The 21,434-nt window shown below is 49.3% G+C and carries 21 protein-coding genes and 1 tRNA gene; 11 read left to right on the forward strand and 11 right to left on the reverse strand.

What is annotated here, in order from left to right:
- The 7 genes from V8Q34_RS06115 to V8Q34_RS06145 are packed head-to-tail and all read right to left on the reverse strand — an operon-like array spanning window position 1 to window position 6,500.
- Window positions 1-1,767 carry a V-type ATP synthase subunit A gene (locus V8Q34_RS06115; RefSeq protein ID WP_335835079.1) on the reverse strand — a complete coding sequence of 589 codons (1,767 nt, stop codon included), beginning with the start codon at window positions 1,765-1,767 and terminating at the stop codon, window positions 1-3.
- The gene (locus tag V8Q34_RS06120) at window positions 1,760-2,347 is read right to left on the reverse strand and encodes a V-type ATP synthase subunit E (RefSeq protein ID WP_103731599.1); all 588 of its coding nucleotides are present in this window, start codon (window positions 2,345-2,347) and stop codon (window positions 1,760-1,762) included. Before V8Q34_RS06120 ends, V8Q34_RS06115 begins: the two co-directional genes overlap by 8 nt.
- A gap of 18 nt (window positions 2,348-2,365) precedes the next feature.
- On the reverse strand, window positions 2,366-2,674 hold the full coding sequence (locus tag V8Q34_RS06125; protein ID WP_033142690.1) for a V-type ATP synthase subunit F: 309 nt from the start codon (window positions 2,672-2,674) through the stop codon (window positions 2,366-2,368).
- Between the two features lie 42 nt (window positions 2,675-2,716).
- On the reverse strand, window positions 2,717-3,154 hold the full coding sequence (locus V8Q34_RS06130) for an ATP synthase subunit C (protein WP_335835080.1): 438 nt from the start codon (window positions 3,152-3,154) through the stop codon (window positions 2,717-2,719).
- Between the two features lie 22 nt (window positions 3,155-3,176).
- Window positions 3,177-5,126: a V-type ATP synthase subunit I gene (locus V8Q34_RS06135; protein WP_103731598.1), complete on the reverse strand. Its 1,950-nt coding sequence runs from the start codon at window positions 5,124-5,126 to the stop codon at window positions 3,177-3,179.
- 17 nt (window positions 5,127-5,143) lie between these two features.
- Window positions 5,144-6,184 (reverse strand): V0D/AC39 family V-type ATPase subunit, encoded by a 1,041-nt coding sequence (locus V8Q34_RS06140; protein WP_033142693.1) that lies wholly within the window; start codon window positions 6,182-6,184, stop codon window positions 5,144-5,146.
- 4 nt (window positions 6,185-6,188) lie between these two features.
- On the reverse strand, window positions 6,189-6,500 hold the full coding sequence (locus V8Q34_RS06145) for a hypothetical protein (RefSeq protein ID WP_033142694.1): 312 nt from the start codon (window positions 6,498-6,500) through the stop codon (window positions 6,189-6,191).
- Window positions 6,501-6,758: 258 nt separating this feature from the next.
- Between V8Q34_RS06145 and trmB the strand changes: the two genes are divergently transcribed.
- The 9 genes from trmB (at window position 6,759) to V8Q34_RS06190 (ending at window position 13,402) form a co-directional block, all read left to right on the forward strand.
- Window positions 6,759-7,412, forward strand: coding sequence for a tRNA (guanosine(46)-N7)-methyltransferase TrmB (gene trmB / locus V8Q34_RS06150; protein ID WP_227211651.1), 654 nt, complete (start codon window positions 6,759-6,761; stop codon window positions 7,410-7,412).
- A 79-nt stretch (window positions 7,413-7,491) separates the two neighbouring features.
- Window positions 7,492-7,635, forward strand: coding sequence for a hypothetical protein (locus V8Q34_RS06155; RefSeq protein ID WP_156120879.1), 144 nt, complete (start codon window positions 7,492-7,494; stop codon window positions 7,633-7,635).
- A 70-nt stretch (window positions 7,636-7,705) separates the two neighbouring features.
- The gene (gene trxA, locus V8Q34_RS06160) at window positions 7,706-8,023 is read left to right on the forward strand and encodes a thioredoxin (RefSeq protein WP_018595538.1); all 318 of its coding nucleotides are present in this window, start codon (window positions 7,706-7,708) and stop codon (window positions 8,021-8,023) included.
- A 166-nt stretch (window positions 8,024-8,189) separates the two neighbouring features.
- A tRNA-Lys gene (locus tag V8Q34_RS06165) sits at window positions 8,190-8,262 on the forward strand.
- A gap of 159 nt (window positions 8,263-8,421) precedes the next feature.
- Window positions 8,422-9,216 (forward strand): SagB/ThcOx family dehydrogenase, encoded by a 795-nt coding sequence (locus V8Q34_RS06170; protein ID WP_227243943.1) that lies wholly within the window; start codon window positions 8,422-8,424, stop codon window positions 9,214-9,216.
- A 16-nt stretch (window positions 9,217-9,232) separates the two neighbouring features.
- Window positions 9,233-9,778 carry a TetR/AcrR family transcriptional regulator C-terminal domain-containing protein gene (locus V8Q34_RS06175; protein ID WP_335835081.1) on the forward strand — a complete coding sequence of 182 codons (546 nt, stop codon included), beginning with the start codon at window positions 9,233-9,235 and terminating at the stop codon, window positions 9,776-9,778.
- A gap of 136 nt (window positions 9,779-9,914) precedes the next feature.
- A complete protein-coding gene (locus V8Q34_RS06180) occupies window positions 9,915-11,282 on the forward strand; it encodes a radical SAM protein (protein WP_148391914.1) in 1,368 nt (455 codons plus the stop codon).
- Between the two features lie 28 nt (window positions 11,283-11,310).
- Window positions 11,311-12,282, forward strand: a complete 972-nt coding sequence (locus V8Q34_RS06185; RefSeq protein ID WP_335835082.1) for a lysylphosphatidylglycerol synthase transmembrane domain-containing protein — start codon at window positions 11,311-11,313, stop codon at window positions 12,280-12,282.
- A gap of 94 nt (window positions 12,283-12,376) precedes the next feature.
- A complete protein-coding gene (locus V8Q34_RS06190) occupies window positions 12,377-13,402 on the forward strand; it encodes an SDR family oxidoreductase (RefSeq protein WP_103731595.1) in 1,026 nt (341 codons plus the stop codon).
- 97 nt (window positions 13,403-13,499) lie between these two features.
- On the opposite strand, the gene V8Q34_RS06195 is transcribed toward V8Q34_RS06190, so the two are convergent.
- Window positions 13,500-13,946, reverse strand: coding sequence for a GatB/YqeY domain-containing protein (locus tag V8Q34_RS06195; RefSeq protein ID WP_033142700.1), 447 nt, complete (start codon window positions 13,944-13,946; stop codon window positions 13,500-13,502).
- A gap of 357 nt (window positions 13,947-14,303) precedes the next feature.
- Entirely contained in the window at window positions 14,304-14,942 is a 639-nt protein-coding gene (locus V8Q34_RS06200) for a trimeric intracellular cation channel family protein (RefSeq protein ID WP_033142726.1), read from the reverse strand.
- A 205-nt stretch (window positions 14,943-15,147) separates the two neighbouring features.
- On the opposite strand from V8Q34_RS06200, the gene V8Q34_RS06205 reads away from it, so the two are divergent.
- Entirely contained in the window at window positions 15,148-16,467 is a 1,320-nt protein-coding gene (locus V8Q34_RS06205; RefSeq protein WP_335835083.1) for a sodium-dependent transporter, read from the forward strand.
- A gap of 87 nt (window positions 16,468-16,554) precedes the next feature.
- Here the strand turns inward: V8Q34_RS06205 and V8Q34_RS06210 are convergent, their stop codons facing one another.
- Window positions 16,555-18,156, reverse strand: a complete 1,602-nt coding sequence (locus V8Q34_RS06210; protein ID WP_227243952.1) for a helix-turn-helix domain-containing protein — start codon at window positions 18,154-18,156, stop codon at window positions 16,555-16,557.
- Window positions 18,131-19,957 (reverse strand): sensor histidine kinase, encoded by a 1,827-nt coding sequence (locus V8Q34_RS06215; protein WP_335835084.1) that lies wholly within the window; start codon window positions 19,955-19,957, stop codon window positions 18,131-18,133. The genes V8Q34_RS06210 and V8Q34_RS06215 overlap by 26 nt, the downstream gene beginning before the upstream one ends.
- A gap of 192 nt (window positions 19,958-20,149) precedes the next feature.
- On the opposite strand from V8Q34_RS06215, the gene V8Q34_RS06220 reads away from it, so the two are divergent.
- Entirely contained in the window at window positions 20,150-21,415 is a 1,266-nt protein-coding gene (locus V8Q34_RS06220) for an ABC transporter substrate-binding protein (protein ID WP_442893846.1), read from the forward strand.
- Window positions 21,416-21,434: the final 19 nt, after the last annotated feature.

Raw genomic sequence — 21,434 nt, forward strand, 5'->3', positions numbered from 1 at the left:
TTATGCATTCTTTTCCATGACGGTATTGTAGAAGTCGTCAACAGCCTTCATGTAATCGTCAATAAGTTCCAGCTTGTCATTGGGAACATCATATTTGATGGATATGATCTTCTCAAATATATTCTCCCTGCGGAGCACGGACATGGGCATACCCATGGCGATCAGGCTTCGGCAGCGTTTGTATAGGTACAGGATGACTTCCATCATCTTAAACTGCTTATCCAGGGACACGCAGGTGTCGTCAGGATGGAAGGCGTTCTGCTGCAGGAAGCCCAGACGGATGACTCTGGCAATCTCCAGCGTCAGCTTCTGGTCATCCGGGAGCACATCGCTTCCGATCAGCTTTACGATCTCCATCAGGCTGCTCTCCTGGTTCAGGATAGCCATCATGCGGTTTCTGTCATCCACGAATTTGGGTGATACATTCTCACTGTACCAGTGGGACAGATCCCCCAGATACTCGCTGTAGCTGGTGAGCCAGTGGATAGCAGGGAAATGTCTGGCATAGGCCAGGGATTTATCAAGACCCCAGAAACAGCGCACGAAACGTTTGGTGTTCTGGGTGACAGGCTCGGAGAAGTCACCGCCCTGGGGTGATACGGCTCCGATAATGGATACGGAACCCTCCGTGCCGTTTAAGTTCTGCATCATGCCTGCCCTCTCGTAGAATGCGGAGAGGCGGGAGGCCAGATAAGCGGGGAAACCTTCCTCGGCGGGCATTTCCTCCAGACGGCCTGACAGCTCACGAAGGGCTTCAGCCCACCTTGAAGTGGAGTCTGCCATGATCGCCACATCATATCCCATATCCCTGTAGTATTCCGCCAGGGATATGCCTGTGTAGATGGAAGCCTCACGGGCTGCCACGGGCATGTTGGAGGTGTTGGCGATCAGCGTGGTACGTGCCATGAGGGCATTGCCGGTCTTGGGGTCATGGAGCTTTGAGAAGTCTTCCAGAACCTGGGTCATCTCGTTGCCGCGCTCGCCGCAGCCGATGTAGACAATGATGTCCGCATCTGACCACTTGGCGATCTGGTGCTGTGTCATGGTCTTTCCTGTTCCGAAACCTCCGGGAACGGCTGCTGTGCCGCCTTTTGCAATGGGAAACAGGGTATCCAGGATACGCTGTCCTGTCACAAGAGGTATCGTAGCCGGGTAACGCTTGTTTGTGGGGCGCGGAATACAGATCGGCCATTTCTGCGCCAGTTTGAGGGGATACTCACTGCCGTCGGCAAGCTGGACCACTGCCAGCACATCGGTTACGGTGTAAGCGCCGTCTTTTACCACCTTGGATACAATGCCTTCCACCTGAGGCGGAACCATGGATTTATGCACAATGGACGGGGTTTCCTGCAGCTCCGCGATGATGGTGCCGCCGTGGACTTCCATACCGTCCTTGATAGTCATGTGTACGTCCCATTTTTTTTCTGTGTCCAGGGAATCTACCTGCATACCGCGGGAGATATATTTACCGGACTGTTTGGCAATCACGGAGAGTGGACGCTGGATACCGTCGAAAATATTGTCCAGGATTCCGGGGCCGAGCATAACGGAAATAGCGTCACCTGTGGCTGTTACCGTTTCCCCCGGCTTTAAACCGCTGGTTTCCTCGTAAACCTGAACAGTAGTGGTATCCTTTTTCAGAGAAATAACCTCGCCGACCAGGTGTTCCTTTCCCACGTATACCATTTCCGACATCTTGAATCCTGTATTACCTTTCAGATAAATGACGGGACCGTTGATGCCATAGATAATTCCTGTTCTATTCATGTAGCAGTCCTCCGTCAAAATTAAATTCTTCTTTTTCGCTTTCGTATAAGGTTTTAAATGTGTGGTCGATCAAAATATTCTTAGCCGGAATCACAGCGCGGACACCTCCCATGAAGGGAGTCTCCGAGATGTGAAGGGAAGTCCCGCATCTGGCCGCCAGTGTTTCCAGCAGGGAAGAATCCGCAGGGGTCAGATAGATCTGTACCTCATCCTCACCGGCAATGGTAAGGGCCTCCCGGATCTTTTCTTCCAGCCAGACCAGGTATTCGGGGCTGCTCATGAAAGTCTCCAGTTTATTTCTGACCTCCACAAACAGTACCTCACGCAGTTCCTGCTGTTTTTTTGACAGACGTCTTTTGATGTGAAGCTGCTCCGCAGACAATGCCTTGTTGATCTCGCGTTTTGCGTTCTCTGTCTCCAGCTTTAACTGGTTGCCGGCATTTTTCTGTTTATCTTCTTTATGTTCAGCGAGCATCTGGGAGAGGGCAGCTCGGTATTCTTCCAGAGCCTTTTCAGACTCATCCCGTGCGCTTTCCATAGATACTTCGTAGAAATGCTGCAGTTTTTCTTCGGTTGTCATGTCATTCACCTTCTTTATCTATAATTTCAAACCGATCGCCTCATTGACATAAGAGAGAATAAAATCTGGTGCACGGCCGGTACCATGTCGGTCGGGGATTTCTATAATGAGCGGCAGACGATGGTTCAGCCGCATGTCGTCAATGATATCGGGAAACTCTCTGCCGAACTTTTCCGTCAGCAGGATGATGCCGTTTTCCTTGTTGGCAATGGCGTCCTCCAGAGCTCTCCTGAGCTCCTCGCGTTCATGCACCACAACACCCTCCACGCCTGCAAGCCGCATGCCTGTATAGGTGTCAATATTATCGCTGATCAAAAACATTTTCATAATGCATCAGTCTCTTTTCTTTATCAAAATATAAGGCAGCCCTTATCCCAGTTTACCTAAGATCATGAAGGAGATGATCAGTCCGTACAGAGCAATACCTTCTGCCATAGCTACGAAGATCATGGATTTACCGAACAGGGAGCCATCCTCGCTGATAGCACCTAAAGCAGCGCTTGCGGAGGAGGCAACAGCGATACCGGAACCGATGCCGGAAAGTCCTGTAACCAGTGCGGCGCCGATGTAGCCAAGGCCCGTTGCGAGGCCTGCGGATGCTGTGTCAGTGGCAGCGCTTACGGAAGCGGTTCCGCCGATCGTGACGATGGAAGCCACTAAAAGGGTTCCGAAGAAGAAGAAACAGTTGACTCCCAGTGATTTTTTGTAGCGTTTTTTATTTTTCTCTCCCAGGAAAAAGTATCCGAAGGGAACAATGATGCTTAAGATCAGTGCGGCTGCTATAGTAAATTGAATTAATGTTGTCATAATAATGAATCCTCCTTAGGTTTTATGCATTTTTGTTTTCTCTTTTTACGCGCTTTAAGAATGGGTGGAATTCCCTGCCGCTGCCTTTGTAGAAGCGGCTGAACATCTCATAATATTCCAGACGGAGTACCTGGATACCTACGATCAGGCCCTCCATTGCGCATACGAAAGCATTGCCCAGCACGATGACCAGCCAGTTGATGCTGCCCCCGCTCTCAGCGCCCGCCAGCATGAGCACAACGCCCATCATGGCTGCATGGCTGACAGCAAATGCGCCGATACGGACGAAGGAAAGGGTGTTGGAGAGATAACTCAGCATGACCTCGAACAGTTCAAAGAAGCTCTGAACAAAGAACATGACCTTTCCGCCCTCCACAACGGGCTGTTTTTTCTTGATGATTCGCGTCAGCGGCTCTTTCAGCATGATCAGTATAAGCGGCACGCCGAACATAATGACCAGGATCGCGGTTGCCGGAAGGGAATGACCCGTCAGGTACAGCAGGATCATAACGGTCAGTGCCCCGTAGAATACAAGGCCGCAGACGGCATTCTGGTCAAACAGGATATTTTCCGTATCATGGCACCTCACCGCGTTGATGATGTGGAAGATCATGGTCAGCAGTATGAGGAACATACCAAAGACGATCGCCACGATGAACACGGTGTTCATGTTGCCAAGGCCCGGTACATTGGTCATGGCATCCACAGGCCGCAGCCATATGGGTGACAGCACATCCTCAAATCCGAAGATGCTGCCGAACATGAAGCCAAAGAAAGTGGAGAAGATACCGGCTGTGCCGATGATGGCAGCCAAATCCATTTTCTTAAATTTGTACAGCAGAAAACCGCCGATCGCCAGCAGAAGCCCCTGTCCCACATCACCGAACATGGCGCCGAAGATGAAGGAATATGTGATGGCCACAAACATGGTGGGGTCCATCTCATTGTAGGCGGGAAGGCCGTACATTTTAACATACATCTCAAAGGGTTTGAACACCTTGGGATTTTTCAGTTTGGTAGGCGGCTGTGTGCGAATATTGTTCTGGTCATCCTCGATGATGCAGAACAGCCTGGCATCGTCCTCAATGTCTTTTTGGAAAGCCAGGGCATCCTTCTCAGTCATCCATCCGCAGAGAATGTAGAAGGTCTCCTGATGCTCCTTGACGCAGGCAGCAACCTTTCTCACGTCAAAGTTGGTGGAGAGGGCACTTAAAGCCTCTTTTGCGGAGAGTATGGCGGATGCGTCGTCGCGGAGCATCAGCCGTATCTCTTCCTGGCAGGAAGCCATGTGTTTGTCCAGGGTCTCCAGCTTCATTTTCAGCTCCCTGTGTATGGCCTGAGGCGTGCCGTGGTAGTAATCCTTTTTCAGATAGATTCTTTCAAAATGCATGGAAGAGAAAATCGCGTCCACTTCCTCCATCTTGGTCCAGGGCACGAAATAGACGCCCCATACATATTCATCCTCATGGCATGGATAAAACCAGGTATCCATACCATCATAGACATACTCTTTGAACTTGTTGTAATATTCCTTCGCGATCCGGCCGAATCGGACCTGGACAAAACGGTAGTGCACCAGTTTATCCACATCTTCCGGCAGGTTCAGGAAGGGGGTGATTCGGTTTAAGTCTTCCACAACTGCCGTCCGCTGTGCCTTCAGGTCATCGCATTCTGCATTGATGTCTGAGAGCTTCTGGCTGAGGGAGTCAATAAGACCGGTGGCTTCATCCAGGGAAATATCCCTGACAGGCACATCCTCTGTGTTCTGCAGCAGCCCTGCAAACTCTGTGGCCTTGTTCAGAAGCTCCTTATAGGGGTTGATCTGAATATAGGGGGACAGGTGCTGCACCTGCGTCAGCTGTGCCATGGCATTTTCCAGATGGATTTCATACTTAGCCAGGTATTCGTTGACAACTCTGTCAATGTCAGACTTCGGACCGGTAATGCTCAAGAATTTCATTTTCTCAATCATGTCAATTACCTCCGAGGTTAGTTTTTGTGAATATAATCCAGCGTCTCAGCCGGGGACAGTCCGTAGCGGATACACTCTATGGCAGTGGTGAGCCGGTCTACTTCGTGTTCCTTGTGATAAAAATAGGAATAGATCATAATAACTGAGTGCGGATATTTTCTTGCTTCTGATTCCAGGATGTTCCTGAGATTCAGAGTGTAGTATTCTTCCAGGTTCTCCGGCGCAAGTTCCGGATAACGTTTTTTATAAGCAGTAGTATCCAGCACGCGGCGGAATTCTTCATTGTCCGCTGCCTCAACCAGTGCGGTGATCTCTTTGTGGGAGAGCTTATAGTGCACAGGTATGAGCAGTGCGTAGATATCAGCCGGGGCCATATGGTAATACCTGCGGGAACGGTAGATCCACTGCAGGTTGAGCATATCGAATTTATTGCCGTAGGCTTTGATGATCTCTTGCAGATCTCTTTTTTTGAACAGCTTATCTTTCACTGACCAGATATTTGCAAAGTAATACTGGTCCAGCGCCATGCCGTAATCAAAAAGGAGCGGTGTATATTCTTCCCCGATTTTTGACAGAGGAGAGTAATATTCCGTACCTTTCAAACTGTTTACAAATTCTTCAATTGTATTTGCTTGGGTAAGCTTTTCCAAATCCAGTTTGGAATGCCGGTCAAAGAAATCTTTGAACAGCGACAGATCCAGCCCTTCCCGGGTCTTGTCAAACACCCTTCTGAGGCATTCCTTCATAACGGCGATCTCGTACCGCTTAAAGTACAGAGCCATAAAGGTGCGCTGGGAGGGATTGGCGAATTTGTAAATCTTAGCAAAGTTCTGATGGATCGTGTGGGTAAGCAGCTTCTCGATGTCACCCCTGTGGAGGGAGTTTTCATCCAGGTCAGTCCACAGTTCTTTGAATCCGGGCTGCTTTTTTAAGTAGGCAACCACCTGGGGAACAGATTCCAACTGAGAAATTTCCTGATACTGCTTTTCCGTCATGAGCTTGCTCTGCATGGCACGGATCTTGGTTGAAAGACCGCTGTAAGATAACAGGGTTCCCATAACATCACATCCTTAATATTTTGTCATACAGTTTCTGAGCCATCTCTTCGTGATGCGCTTCATAATACTTTTCCATTTTATGCAGGATTTCATCCGTCTCCGCCTTCTGGTTTTCCAGTTCTTTCTCCATGCTGACCTCCAGGTTCCTGCGGATGGACTCCAGTTCTTTGGCAGTCTGCCGGTCTACTTCCTCGTCAAAGGCTTTGATCTGGGCATCATTTTCTTCGGAAAGCCTTTTTTTCTGGACGGCAACGTCCTCCATGATCCGGGAAGCTGCGGCTTCTATTTCTGCCAGTTTGCTGATAACATCTTCCATAGATTTTCCTCCTTGTGTCTTCTTTATATCATACACCTTTTTCAGAAAAAATCCATAGAAATCTTCATAATTTTTAAGCTAATTTATACAAAAGATATAATTATTATGGTGGTTTTTCTCGTGTTTTTTGGCGAATTTTGCGGTAATCTTTGACAAAACAAAAAGTTTTCAGTTATACTGAAGGAAGGCGGAAAAAGCCGGCTCTGGGGCCGGCGTGCTTCGTCTGCAAGAAAGACAAAGAGAAAGGCTGGATATAAAATGCGTTTGAGAAACATACCCGGGGCAAAGGATGCCATTGCCGAGAGCGCTTATGTGATACAGAATCCTCAGGAAAATGCAGGAAAGTGGCATGAGATATTTCAAAACGGAAATCCTGTCCATATAGAGGTCGGCATGGGAAAAGGCCGTTTTATCATGGATATGGCGGCGAAAAATCCACACATTAATTATGTAGGGATTGAAATGTACGACAGCGTTCTTCTGCGGGCGCTCCAGAAAATGGAGGAGCGGGAAACAGAGGCAGAGGCGCTGAAAAATCTGTTTTTCATGAGAATGGATGCCAGGGAGCTGCCGCTTGTATTTAATCGGGGAGAAGTGGACAGAATATATTTAAACTTTTCCGATCCGTGGCCCAAGGAGCGCCACGCAAAGAGAAGGCTCACTTCAAGGCAGTTTCTGGAGCGCTATGACGCTGTTTTGGCAGAGGACGGCACAGTGGAGTTCAAGACAGACAACAGAGACCTCTTTGATTTCTCTGTGGAGGAGGTAAAGGAAGCCGGCTGGAAACTATTGGCCTGCACTTATGACCTGCATCACGATGAGGAACTGAGCCGGGGAAATGTCATGACTGAGTACGAGGAGAAATTTTCCTCTATGGGGAATCCCATACACAAGCTGGTCACAGCCAGATAGGGATGCAGAAGCCGGGTTTCGGTCCGGGATTTTCGTCATATGATATAGAGAAGCAGTTTTACCTGAAAGGAAGTATCCTATGGCGAAGAAGAAAAACATGCAGAACTCCCTCTTTGAATGGGCATATACAAACAGGAAAGCGGGCAGCAAAACTGCTGATATTTTAAAATCAGTCGGAGAAGTGGAGAAGCTTTTAAGTTCAGCTGGAAAGAAGAAAAAGTGATCTAATGGGGAAAAACAGTAAAAACTACTATAAGAAAGCGTAAGAGCGCTTAACCGGAAAGGAGAAAATCATGGTTGAAGTGATTACGGAACAGAATTTTGACAAGGTTGTGATGGGGGCGGATCTGCCTGTACTGGTGGATTTTTATGCAACCTGGTGCGGCCCGTGCAAACAGATGGCACCTGTGATCGAGGAGCTGTCAGAGGATCTGGAGGGCAAAGCCCTCTTCGGCAAGGTCAATGTGGATGAAAATATCAATCTCGCGCAGAGATATAAAATCATGCAGGTCCCGACCTTTCTGTTCGTCAAGGACGGTAAGGTGATGAGCCGGGAGACCGGTGGAATCAGCAAGGAAGAACTGGCAGAGGAACTTGGGGTGTGGCTGTAAAGCCGCCCCCGGCCTGCGGCCGGCAGTCGAAAAAAGGCAGAAAATGCGTTAACGAACTGCAGTGTTACATGTATATGATAAAAAACATAAAAAAATGTAAAAAAGATACTTGCATTTTTCCAGTATATCGCTTATAATATGTCTTGCGTTACAAAATAAAGCGTATGCGCCTTTAGCTCAGTTGGTAGAGCAGTAGACTCTTAATCTATTTGTCCAGGGTTCGAGTCCCTGAAGGCGCACTAAAAAGCACTGTTTTTGCAGAGTTGGAGCTGCGGGGACGGTGCTTTTCTTTTCGTGTTCTGCCCAGCGCTGCGTAGAGTCCGGGTTTGGAAACGGATTGTGCAGATGCAGGATCTTTGTTATAATATAGAGCAAAAAGGACTGGGAGGATGATGGGTATGAAGGATGAGACAAAATATAAGATCATGCAGAACCGGGAACTGCTGAAAGCCTACAATGTTTCCGATGTCAATGCTGAGGCCACAGACCAGGAACAGAAGCTTGCAGCAGCGCCTTATGTGAAGGATAAAAGGGGCGGAGAGATCATAACTCTCACAACGGATTTTGACGGCATTGCAGGCAGTATGGACCTGTACGGGCTTCTTAAGAACAGGGTGAGCCGGAGAAAATACAGCAATGAGGCGCTCACGTTAAGAGAACTGTCTTTTCTTTTATGGGCAACCCAGGGGATCCGGAAAGTGGTGGGGAAGAATAACTTTGCCACATTCCGTAATGTTCCGTCAGCCGGTTCCCGCCATGCCTTTGAGACCTACCTGTTTGTCAGTCATGTGGACGGGCTTGACAAGGGGATTTACCATTATCTTCCCATGGAACATGCGCTGGAAGTGTGGGATGGGAGGCAGGATTTTGAGGAAGAACTGACCCATGCGCTCTGCGGGCAGCGATTTGCGGCGTCTGCGCCTGTGACTTTTGTATGGAGCGCGGTTCCATACCGGATGGAGTGGCGGTATGGCCTGAAGGCTCATAAGTATATCCTTCTGGACGCAGGGCATGTGTGTGAGAATCTGTACCTGGCATGTGAGGCTGTCGGCTGCGGAACCTGTGCTATCGGCGCCTATGACCAGGATGCCCTTGACGAGCTTCTGGGCTTTGCCCCGGGGCCCTCCGCCGAGACTGATTATGAATGTGCCGTGTATGCGGCAGGTGTGGGTAAGGCTGTTACGGAGGAGTAGGCAAAGGGGGAGTTTTATGTCGGAATCGTATATTACCAAAAATGCCCTGGCTGCGTCCATGAAAAAGCTTATGGAGGAACGGGATTTCTCCAAAGTGACTGTGGCTGATATCTGTGAAGGCTGCGGGATGAACCGGAAGAGCTTTTATTACCATTTTAAAGACAAATATGAGCTGGTGAACTGGATCTTTTATGAGGAGTTCCTGAAAAACATGGATGTGAGCTGCTATAAGACATCGCGCGATATCCTGGAAGATCTGTGCAAATATTTTTACAGGGAGAGAACCTTTTATGAAAATGCGCTGATGGTGGAGGGGCAGAATTCTTTCAGGGAATACCTGTTTGAGAGCATGCTCCCGGTGATCAAAACCCAGACAAAAGATCTGTTCCGGGACAGAGAATACAATCTGTTTTTTGTGTATTTCTTTTACGAGGCGTTTTTGGCTGCTATTATAAGCTGGCTGCGTGACGGTGAGAAGATACCGCCGGATGAGTTTCTGAGACAGCTTCATGCCATCCTCATAACGCTGGCAGAAAATTTCATAGAGGAGAGCAGAGAGTGAGAGCGGGCCTGATAAGGCCTGCTTTTTTTAGACATTTTTCGCGGGGTGTCCCAAAATGTGACAGTGTGAAAATTGTGACCAATGACGGATAATTACCGGGGCCATATAATCATATTCATACAAGGAGGGATTATGTATGAGTAAAATAACACACGCAGCTACAAGAGCGGCTTTCGGAACTGCCATTGACGGAGTTCTGAAGTATGTCAGCAGGGACAGGAAAGAGCATATGATGAAGCTGGTGGACCTGTCTGAGAAATTTTTGGGAGACACCTTCCGCCAGCAGACTTATGATGGTGCCAGAAACCTGATCCTGGAGGATGGGAAGTGGATGCAGTTCATTGACAGGGCACTGAGCGAGCTGGACCCTCATGTGCTGAAGACGACTGCGCTGAATCTGGGATTTGAGGCGGGATTTGCAGGGTTTAAGAAGACCAGGGAGCTTTCAGAGAAGCTGGATACCAACATACCCTGGATCATTCTCATGGACCCCACAAGCGCCTGCAATCTCCACTGTACGGGGTGCTGGGCCGCAGAGTACGGCAATAAACTGAATCTGACATTTGAGGATATGGACAGCATTATCACCCAGGGAAAAGAACTGGGGATCTATTTCTATATGATGACAGGCGGGGAACCGCTGGTGCGCAGAAAGGATATTATCCGTCTGTGCGAAAAGCACAGTGACTGTGCATTCCACGCTTTTACAAACGCCACGCTGATAGACGAGGAATTGTGCAGGGAAATGCAGAGGGTAGGGAACCTGTCTCTGTCTATCAGCCTGGAGGGATTTGAGGAGGTCAACGACGGAAGAAGAGGACAGGGTATCTACAAAAAAGTGCTGGATGCCATGGATCTGCTGAAAGCCCACGGGCTTATCTTCGGAACCTCTATCTGTTATACCAGGAACAATGTGGACGTGGTAAGCTCAGATGAGTTTTTGGATCTGATCATTGAAAAGGGCTGCCGTTTCACCTGGTATTTCCACTATATGCCGGTTGGAAATGACGCAGCCACAGAACTGCTCCCCACTCGGGAACAGAGGGAATATATGTACCACAGGGTACGCGAGATCCGAGCAAAAGAGGGAGGGAAACCTATTTTTGCCATGGACTTCCAGAATGACGGCGGGTATGTGGGAGGCTGCATCGCAGGGGGAAGGTTCTACTGCCACATCAATCCCAACGGAGATATGGAACCCTGTGTGTTTATCCATTATTCGGATGCCAATATACACAATAACACCCTGCTTGAATGTTTTCAGCAGCCCATTTTCCGGGCTTACCGCCGGGGCCAGCCTTTCAATGAAAATCACCTGCGCCCCTGCCCCATGCTGGAAAATCCGGAATGCTTAAAAGCCATGGTTGAAGAAACAGGCGCCAGATCCACAGACCTGCAGTCCCCGGAGAGCGCGGAGCATCTGTGCGAAAAATGTATGCCTTATGCAAAGGATTGGAAGGATAAGGCAGACGAACTGTGGGAGAACAGGAAAAGCAGAGGTTAATCAGGCGAAATTGCAAGTGGTGAGGCAAATGGCAAAAAGAAAATATATAAAATATGGCATAGTGGTTTTGATAACAGCTCTGCTGGTGTTTTATTTTCGTGATTCCTGGGGAGAAACTGCCCGGGAGATCATGCATACTCCCTTAAAAAATGTTCTGGCCGTCACGGGTCTCTCCACTTGCTTTTTCTTAATAGATGGGAGAATCATACAAATGCTGGCAGGGCGCACAAAACAGGAATTCTCTGTGCGGCAGGGAATCGGCTGTGCCTTCTACTGCGCACTTTTCAGGATGGTTACGTTCGGAAGCGGTACAGCCGTGGCCGAGGTGTTTTATCTGAACAAGAAAAAAGTATTGCCCGCAAAGGCCAGTTCCGCTGCGGTCGTGCAGTACACGGCCCAGAGAATCGCAGTCGGAGTCTACGGTACTGCGGGCTTTCTTTTTTTCTCTCTGAAGAACAGACAGCTCCTGGGAAAATACCATACATATCTTCCTGCCGGAATCGGAATCTGCATTCTGATCGCAGCCGTGCTGCTGACCATCAGTGTATCGAAAACCGCAGCAGGATGTATCTTTCAAGCAGCGGATAGAGCAGCCGCAAAACACCCCAAATGGAAGGAAAAGCTTGAAAAAGCCAGAGAGCAGACGGAAATTCTCCAACAGGAAACAAGAGATCTGTTTCTCTATGACAGAAAAAGGCTGGCTGAAATTTTTCTATGCAGTCTTGCGAAAATGACATGCTGGTATCTGATTCCCTGTGTCATGCTCTGCGGACAGAACGGAATTTCCTTTGACACAGTGCTGCCTCTGACTGCAGTTTCTTACATGCTGTCAGGCGTGATTCCCGTGCCTGGGGGCTTTGGGTCTGTGGAAGGCATATTTTATCTTCTTTTTTCACCTCTGACCGGACAGGGAGCGGTATTGTCCGCCATTCTCATATTCCGCTTCGCAGTGACATTTTTTCCGGCCCTTATAGGTGCCTTCGTCTTTTTTACCGAGTAATGCTTGTGTGCCGCGGTTTCCCGGGATATAATAAAACTTACAGACCGGGTGTACATCAAACCGGTAATTTTATGATTCGGGAGGACAAAGAGAGATGAGAGTGCTATTTATCGGAGGCACCGGAACCATCAGCATGGCGATCACCAGAAGGCTGCTGACAGAGGGACACAAAGTGTACCTGCTGAACCGGGGAACACGAAACGGGGAGCTGCCTCCGGGAGCCATCGGGCTTACGGGAGATATTGAGGATGAGGAGCAGATAGGCAGGCTTACAGAGGGCATGAAATTTGACGTGGTGGCAGACTTCATAGCATTTGTGCCGGAGCACGTAGAGCGTGATTACAGGATGTTTAAGGGAAGGACCGGACAGTATATATTCATAAGCTCCGCGTCCGCATACCAGAAGCCCCCTTCTGACTACAGAATGACAGAGGGAACCCCGCTTGCCAACCCAAAATGGCAGTATTCCAGGGACAAGATCGCCTGTGAGGCGTTTCTTATGGAGAAATACAGGGAAGAAGGATTTCCCGTGACCATAGTACGTCCAAGCCATACTTATGACGAGCGCAGCATCCCTATGGGACTTCACGGCGACAACGGAAGCTACCAGGTAGTCAAACGGATCAAAGAGGGAAAACCGGTACTGATACCGGGAGACGGAACATCACTTTGGACGGTTACCCACAACTCCGATTTTGCAAAAGGCTTTGTGGGCCTTATGGGAAACATCCATGCCATTGGCGAGGCTGTACAGATCACCTCAGATGAGACCCTGACCTGGAACCAGATCTATCAGACAGTTGCGGACGCACTGGGCGTACCGCTTCATCCGGTGCGCGTCTCCAGTGATTTTCTGGATGCTTGCAGCGATTATGACTTCAACGGCAGCATGATGGGGGATAAATCCAACTCCGTGGTATTTCTAAATGACAAACTGAAACGCCTGGTACCCGGCTTCACAGCCGTAAAACGCTTCGACCAGGGTGTCCGGGAAAGCCTTGCCTACATTGCATCCCATCCGGAATGCCAGAAAGAGGACCCGGAATTTGACGCCTTTTGTGACCGGGTAGTGGAAGCTCTGGAACGTGCAAAAGACTACGTGAGAAAAGGAATCTCATAAAACAAGGGACAGACATACCGGATAATTGTAAAATCACCGGTACGTCTGTCCCATTTTCTTCCTGATCCATAACCATTCGGCCGCCTGAACAGCTGCCTTAATTCATCATACTTCCCAACACCTGGTTCACCAGCTTGCCGTCTGCGATTCCCTTTACTTTCGGCATCAGGACTTTCATGATCTTACCTTTATCCTTACCGGTAGGAGCCTCAATCTCCAGCTCTTTCAGTACACCGGCGATCACTTCCCTGATCTCCTCCTCATTCAGCATTTTCGGAGCAAATTCCTCATAGACAGCAATACGCTTTGTACACTCATCAATAATTTCACTTCTATCTGCAGGAGTCATTTCCAGAGTTTCTTTTGTCTGTTTGATCTCTTTTAACACCACTTCATTCTCTTCCGCCTCAGTCAGGTCTTCTCTCTTATCAATGGCTTTATTTTTCAGAGCTGACAGCAGCATGGACAAAGAATCCTTACGTTCTTTCTCACCGGCTTTCATAGCAGCGACCATGGCTTTTCTTACTTCATCAATTTTACTCATTGTCGGAATCTCCTTTTCATTTTTTATAACGCGCAAAACCTATCACGTTCCCGTCCATTAGTATACCACTATCATTTCCCTCTTTCCACATTTTTATTTATAATGTCAGACGGTGAGAGTCGTCAAGATGTTTTTATCTTTTTATCTTTTATACCTCCCGCAGATGGTGTCAGGGATGTCGGGGCGGTGTCTTCCTTTGACAGACATTGCGGCAGTGAACCGGAAAATCCACCGTTTACGGAAACTTAGGCGCGACGGCTCTTCCGGAGCGTCTTAGTTGCAGTTAACGGTTAGTTGGAGGCGAACGGAGCTGGCTGTCAAAGGAAGACACCGCCCCGGCATCCCGTCCGCCCTTCTTCATCTAACCCGCAGCAAATTCCACCTAAAATAAGCCGCCAGCAGCCGAATCACCACCGTAACGATCAACCCCAAAATAACCCCCGCCGGCTCCCCCATAGAATCCCTGCACACAACGCATACGATTCCGCCGGCAATAGAAGCACACGCATAAATCTCCCTTACCAGAATATAAGGCGTCTCCCCTGCCATAATATCCCTCAGCACACCCCCGCCGACACCTGTGAGCACACCCACAAACACAAAAAAGAACGTATTATTATCCGTCACCACACTGGCTGCTGCCTGAATCCCCACCACCGTGAAAATCCCCAGCCCCAGAGTATCACACAGCATCATCACGTTATCATAATACTTATTCTTAGCCCTTGATTTAAGAATCTCCGGATTCGTATAAGTAATAGCAAAAAGCAATGTAGAAGTCAGTATGGCAAAAAGCACATACACCGGCTTGGCAAATGCGGTAGGCGGAGTGATTCCCAATATAATATCCCGCATCATACCACCGCCCACCGCCGTGGTAGCTCCCAGAATATTAACCCCGAAGATATCCATTTTTTTCTCAATGGCGATCATTGCCCCTGATGAGGCGAAAGCCACTGTGCCTATTATTTCCAGTACAAAGATAAAGGTATCCATATTTTCCCCTTTGAAATATATTTTATTATCCATTATACGGCATATATGTAAAAAAATCGTCAGAAACAGAGCTGATAAAACTGGATTTGACTTTTCCTCCTGTCTTTGATACATTAAAGCTACATACTTCAAAAAGCTAACGCATCAACCGGTCAGGGGACAAAAGCTGGCTGCCCCGGTACCGGATCACACGGAGGAAAAGAAAATGCAGAAACACAATAACGGCAGCTTCACCAATTCCCTGGGCTTTGTACTGGCCTGTGTGGGCTCTGCGGTGGGGCTTGGGAATATATGGATGTTCCCATACAGACTGGGAGAATACGGCGGCGCGGCTTTCCTGATCCCGTATCTCTTCTTTATCTGCCTGTTCGGTTTTGTCGGCCTGTCGGCTGAGTTTGCCATAGGGCGCCGGGCGGGAACAGGTACCCTTGGCTCTTACGAATACTGCTGGGAATCCAGAAAGAAGGGAAAGATCGGAAAGGTACTGGGCTGGATTCCGCTGTTAGGTTCTCTGGGGATCGCCATCGGCTATTCCATCATCATCGGCTGGGTGCTCCGCTTCCTGGCAGGCTCTGTGACAAATACAGTGCTCACAGAGGATTCCGCAGAATTTTTCGGACAGGTAACAGCCAATATGAAAAACCTGCCCTGGCATGGTCTTGTCATTGCCATTACCGTGATCATCCTGATCACCGGAGCGGTGAATCAGATTGAGAGGGCGAATAAGATTCTGATGCCCCTGTTTTTCATCCTTTTTGCCATTCTGGCGGTGAGAGTGTTCTTCCTGCCGGGGTCCCATGAGGGGTACCGTTTCCTGTTCGTGCCCAAATGGGAGGCGCTGGCGAAGGTGGATACCTGGGTCATGGCTATGGGACAGGCGTTTTTCTCATTGTCTATCACAGGTTCGGGCATGATCGTTTACGGCTCCTACCTGAGCAAAAAGGAAGATATCCCCAAATCTTCCATACAGACAGCAGTCTTTGATACCATTGCGGCCATGCTGGCAGCCCTGGCTATCATGCCGGCTGTGTTTGCCTTCGGGATCGAGCCATCCGCAGGTCCGTCCCTGATGTTCATTACGATACCGAATATCTTCAAGCAGATGCCCATGGGCCGGCTTTTTGCCGTGATCTTCTTCCTCTCTGTATGCTTTGCGGGCATCACATCCCTCATCAATATGTTTGAGGCGGTGATCGAGAGCTGGCAGCAGAAGTTCAGCCTGCAGAGGACAAAAGCAGTTGCCCTCTGCGGCGGTGTTGCACTTGCAGTAGGGCTGCTTCTGGAGGAGGAGTCTAAGGTGGGGCACTGGATGGATTTTATCACCATCATCATCGTGCCGTTCGGAGCCGTGCTGGGAGCTGTTTCCATCTACTATGTCCTTGGATTTGACAAGATTAGGGAAGAGTTGGAGGAGGGCAGGAAAAAGCCCCTTCCGAAAGCCTTTAAAGTGGCTGCAAAGTATCTGTACGTGCCCCTGGCAGTCATTGTATTTATACTGGGCCTCATCTATAAAGGAATCGGATGACGCTCCTGTCATAATGTAAAATTATAGTAACTGTTCAGTCAGGTCTGCGCATTTACTGCGCTGACCGTGCAAAAGAGTAGTTACAAATTATATTTCGGAATGCTGTTCTCTGTACGCGGAGGGCGACATTCCGATTTTCTTTTTAAAGCTGTTGCTGAAATAATACTGGTTGGCATATCCGCACCGGCTGCTGATCTCCTTCAGGGACAGGGTGGAATTTTTCAGGTACTGGCAGGCAGCTTCTATTCTGAGGGCAGTGATGGTGTCGCTGATACTCTGCCCATACACTTTTTTAAAGAGAGCGCTGAGATAAGCAGGGCTTACATTGGCATGTCCGGCAATGTCACCTAAGCAGAGGGTATTGTCCTCATAATTTTCCCTGATGTAGCAGAGAACCAGCTCACAGACCTGGTCATGGTAGGTCTGCAGCGAGGTGTCCAGCTTCTCGCATACCTGGAGACAGAGATGGTTCATCCATTTGAAAAATTCTTCGTAAGTGTGAAACAGTTCAAAGTGGTTGTAAACGGAAATAATGTCATTTTCCAGGTCACCGGTGTCAATGTTCAGCTCATACAAGAATTTCAGGATACGGCCCAAAAGGGAGTAGATCCTTATGAACACAATGTTCTTGGTCTGGTATTTCAGTGACACCTCCTGAAAGAATCCTCTGAGCCACTCTTCAATGGCAGGGGCGTTTTTCTGACAGAGGAGGCGGATCAGCTCCTCCTCCTTTGACTCGGAGAAAGAGAAGAGGCTGAACTCCCGTCCGAGAGCCTCCCGGGCATCAAAAATATTTTTATGAGGAAAGAAAAACCGGTATTTCAGCGCATGGGAGGCATTTTCGTAGGAGATATGCAGATCCCAGAAATCCTCCACCACAGTGCCGATGCCCACGTTCAGGGAGAACACCCCTTCCCGGTACTTCTCCATCAGGCCTGCAACAGCCTTGTGGGCGGCCTGAAGGAAATGCCCGGGACTGTTGGTGTTCTGGGCAAGTATGGCGATGATGCCGTTAAATTCCTTCACAAAATAAACCTGCCCGAAGCCTTTGCACTGTTCTCCTAACAGATCGCAGACATTTAGGAGCTCGATCTGGTACTGAGTGATGCCCAGCTCGTCTTCCGCCTGGGAGGCGTTTTCTACCTCCAGCTTCAGCACATTAAAACAGGAAAAGTCAAGGTTTAAGTTCAGGTATCCCGGATAGCGCCCCAGATGTCCGGCCGCGTCCTTGCCGGAATAGTGAAGAAGGTCCGAAAAGAATTTTTCCGTCATCAGAGGGCGGCTCTGCTCCACAAGCTCCCGGTTGTGCTGCTCCCTGTCAATGGCAGTGAAGGCGTTGCGTATTTTCTCTGTCAGGTAGCCGTAGTCCAGAGGTTTTTCAATATAGTCGCAGACACCCAGGCGGATGGCGCGTTTGGCGTACTCGAATTTGTCATAGGCACTGATGAGAATGATCTTCACCAGGGGATTGACGGACAGGGCAAGGCTGCTCATGGAAATGCCGTCCAGGTTGGGCATCTCAATATCCGAAATGATTAGGTCCACAGGGGCGCGCCGCATAGATTCAATGGCGGAATCCCCGTTGTTCTCCACATGGACCACCTCCGCATCCAGAAGCTCCCAGTCTATATTTCTTACAATGCCCTCTGCGGAGAGCGCATTGTCATCCACAATCATTACTTTCTTCATCGCTGTCCTCCATCTGTTCAAATGTGATCACAATTTCAGTTCCCTCGTTGAGTCGGCTGTCCACTCGGACGGTTCCGTTGCCGAAGGAGGGACTGGAGAGTCTCTTGTTTACGTTTCCAATGCCGAAATGTTTCTGATAGTCAACCGTCCTGTTTTCCAGTGTGGTGCGCAGATCCTCAAGCTGCCTGGGGGCAATGCCGGCTCCGTTGTCGGTTATGGTGATGATGACCGTATCATCCCCGTAAGAGACATCCAGGGAAATGTGCACACAGGGGGTCTGCCGGGAAATGCCGTGCTGGATACTGTTTTCCAGGAAAGGCTGCAGGGTAAAGCGGCATATGAGGAAGTTCTGGATGCCGTCCTCCGCCCGGATCTCCCAGCTCAGGCTGTCCCCGTGGCACAGCTTTTCCATTTCCAGATACAGACGCGCGATCTCAAGCTCATCCCGGATGGCGATCAGATCCCCGGACTTGCGCAGGGTGAGCCTGTAAAAGCGGGTCAGGTCTGTGATCATCTCATCCGCGGTCTTAAGGCGGTCCAGGCTGATGCAGGTCTTGATGGAACCCAGAATGTTGTAGAGAAAATGCGGGTTGATCTGAGACTGGAGAAGCTGGTATTTCAGCCGTTCCTCTGACAGGGAGAGTTCCAGGATGGAATCCATGTTCTGATTCAGGGATTCCTGCATGTTCTGGAAGGTGATCCCCAGCCGGTCTATCTCGTCATAGGAGGAGGGAGACTTTGCCGCGGAAACCAGCTCCGGTACCGGGGAAGGGGTATTCTTTCCGAGATGAAAGGATTTCATGGCAAGGGAAAGCCTCTTCAGCCGTTTGGTCAGATTGCCTGAGATCATAATGATGACAAGGACCGTAAGCGGCAGGGATACCAGCAGGGTAAATACAAGGGTCTTTAACAGAATCTGTGTGTTTTTCCGTATATAGCTGCCGGGAATCTCCGTAACGTGATACCAGCCGTTGTCCAGCCTGGCAGTGTGGTAATTGATATCCCCGGCCTTTTGTGTTTCCGCCTCATCCCGGGAGATCAGGTCCAGGGTATCCTGATCCAGGACCGTGCCGCAGAGGGACGTATCGCTGTGTGCCATGATGGTGCCGTCCTCCGCTGCCAGATAGCTTGTGATATCCGTATCGCTGAATGTGTCCGCAAGGGCATCGGAGAACTCAGCCGGGTCTATGAGGATCGTGTAGGCATACTCCGTGGCTCCCGTTCCCTGGTTGCGCAGGAGGCGGCAGCAGACGATCACATCCCTGGCTGTATAGCCGTCTGACAGGATGAAAGGGATCTGCATATCCGGATGATAGAACCAGATAGAATCCGTTCCGGGATTGAGCCGTTTCTGCCGGGGGATACGGAAGCTCTCCAGATCCTCCAGAGGGTAAAAATAAAGCCCCTCCCCTGCCCCTGTCTGCTCCCGGGGCAGAAATATGGAAATATGGTAATAGCCGAATGTAGTCTTGAACATGGAGATATCATTTCTCACACTGCCGAACACAGACAGGGACTGGGTGGATGAGCTGTCCGTCTGTGACAGGGTATACATATCATACTGAATGGAATCCGCCACATTTTCCGTCTGCCGTATGCGGTCATTCATCTGTACATTGAGCTGGTCATCCGCCAGGAGGGCAGAGCTCATGATCTTATCCTCAGCAATCTGATAGGTCACATGGTAGAAGATAAAACCAAGGGTGCCCAGGGGCAGCAGGGTGCAGACCAGAAAGGCCAGCAGCAGTTTTGCCTGGAAATGGGAAAAGACGGACCGTATTCTGTCAGAAATTTTTTTCATACCTGACTCCTTCTTCATATATTTTAATGGTTCCCATTATAAAACACGGATAATCCCCATTTCAACAGAGATAAAAATAATATAAACGAATCAAAAAATATTGTATTTTGAAAAACAGATATCTTTGGTATTTTTATGCTATCAAAAAACAATGCAGACGGCACGAAAGAGAATGCCGGAAATGGAGGAATTATGAAAAAGACAGTTAGTATTCTACTTACAACAGCTTTGGCAGCCGGTATGCTGGCAGGCTGCGGCGGCAATTCCAGCGAGACGAAAGGGGAGGGCAGCAACGCAAAAAAAGGGGATTATGACCTGACCCTCTACAGCATCAACACCACAGACCCCGACTTTGACGACTGGCTGAAAAATGTGGAGGATGCCACAGGGCTGAAGATCAATGTCATTGCAGCTCCTACGGATTCCGACACCCGCCAGCAGAAGATAACCACCATACTCTCCACAGGCGACAGCAGCGTGGATATCATTGAGATCAACGATGAGATGAGCGCTTCATTCAAGAACTCCGGCTGGCTGGAAGGCTTAAACGACACAGTTATGACAGAGGATATCCGCGGCGAATTTCCCCAGGGCTACCTGGAGGATATGATCACAGATAAAGACGGAAATATTATCGGTGTGCCGGGCTACTCCGGATATCTGGCTTTCTGGGTGAACCAGGAGATCATGGATGAAGTGGGCATTGCATCCATTGACACAAAAGAGGATTTTGTGAAATACATGGAAGCTGTCTCAGGGGACGGCAGATACGGCTACGGCGGTTCCTGGGAGAAGACCTATGTCTTCAATGAGATTGCCCAGTTTGTCAACATGTTCGGCGGTGATTATTTCGATTGGACCAACCCTGCCAACAAAGAGGCGATCCAGTTCCTGCATGACATGGTGCAGAACGGACAGACACCCATTGACCAGATCGCTGACAAATACGAGCAGATGAATCCAAAGGCCAATGACGGCAAATACGGAAGCTGGTTCATGTGGGGCCTGGGAACAGACTATGAGAAGGCAGATATGCTGGGCGCAGACAAGATCCATATGGCAATGGTACCGGATTTCAGCGGAAAAGGCCAGCGCGCCATCTTCACGGATTCCTGGAGCTATGTTCTGAACAAAGCATCCGAGAACAAAGAGGCAGCAGTCAAATTCCTGGAATATATGGCGAATGAGGGCGGTATGGAAGCCTCCTACAAGGCATTTGACCGTTATCCCGCCAGAGCTGACGTGGCTGCGAAGGTGGTTCCGGACACAGATCCTGCAAAGGAAATGTACAGCAGATACGCAGAGGAATGCAATGTGGCAGGACGTCCCATGCTTCCCCAGACCATGGAATTCATCACAGATATGGGAACTATTTACCAGTCCTGCATGAAGGATGAGATCACAGTGGACGATTTCGGTAAGAAAGCACAGGAGCTTGTGGATAAATACAGTAAATAATGTCAGGCACAGGCACCGC

It is taken from the genome of Blautia sp. JLR.GB0024 (genome assembly GCF_037000545.1).
Lineage (GTDB): Bacteria > Bacillota > Clostridia > Lachnospirales > Lachnospiraceae > Blautia > Blautia celeris.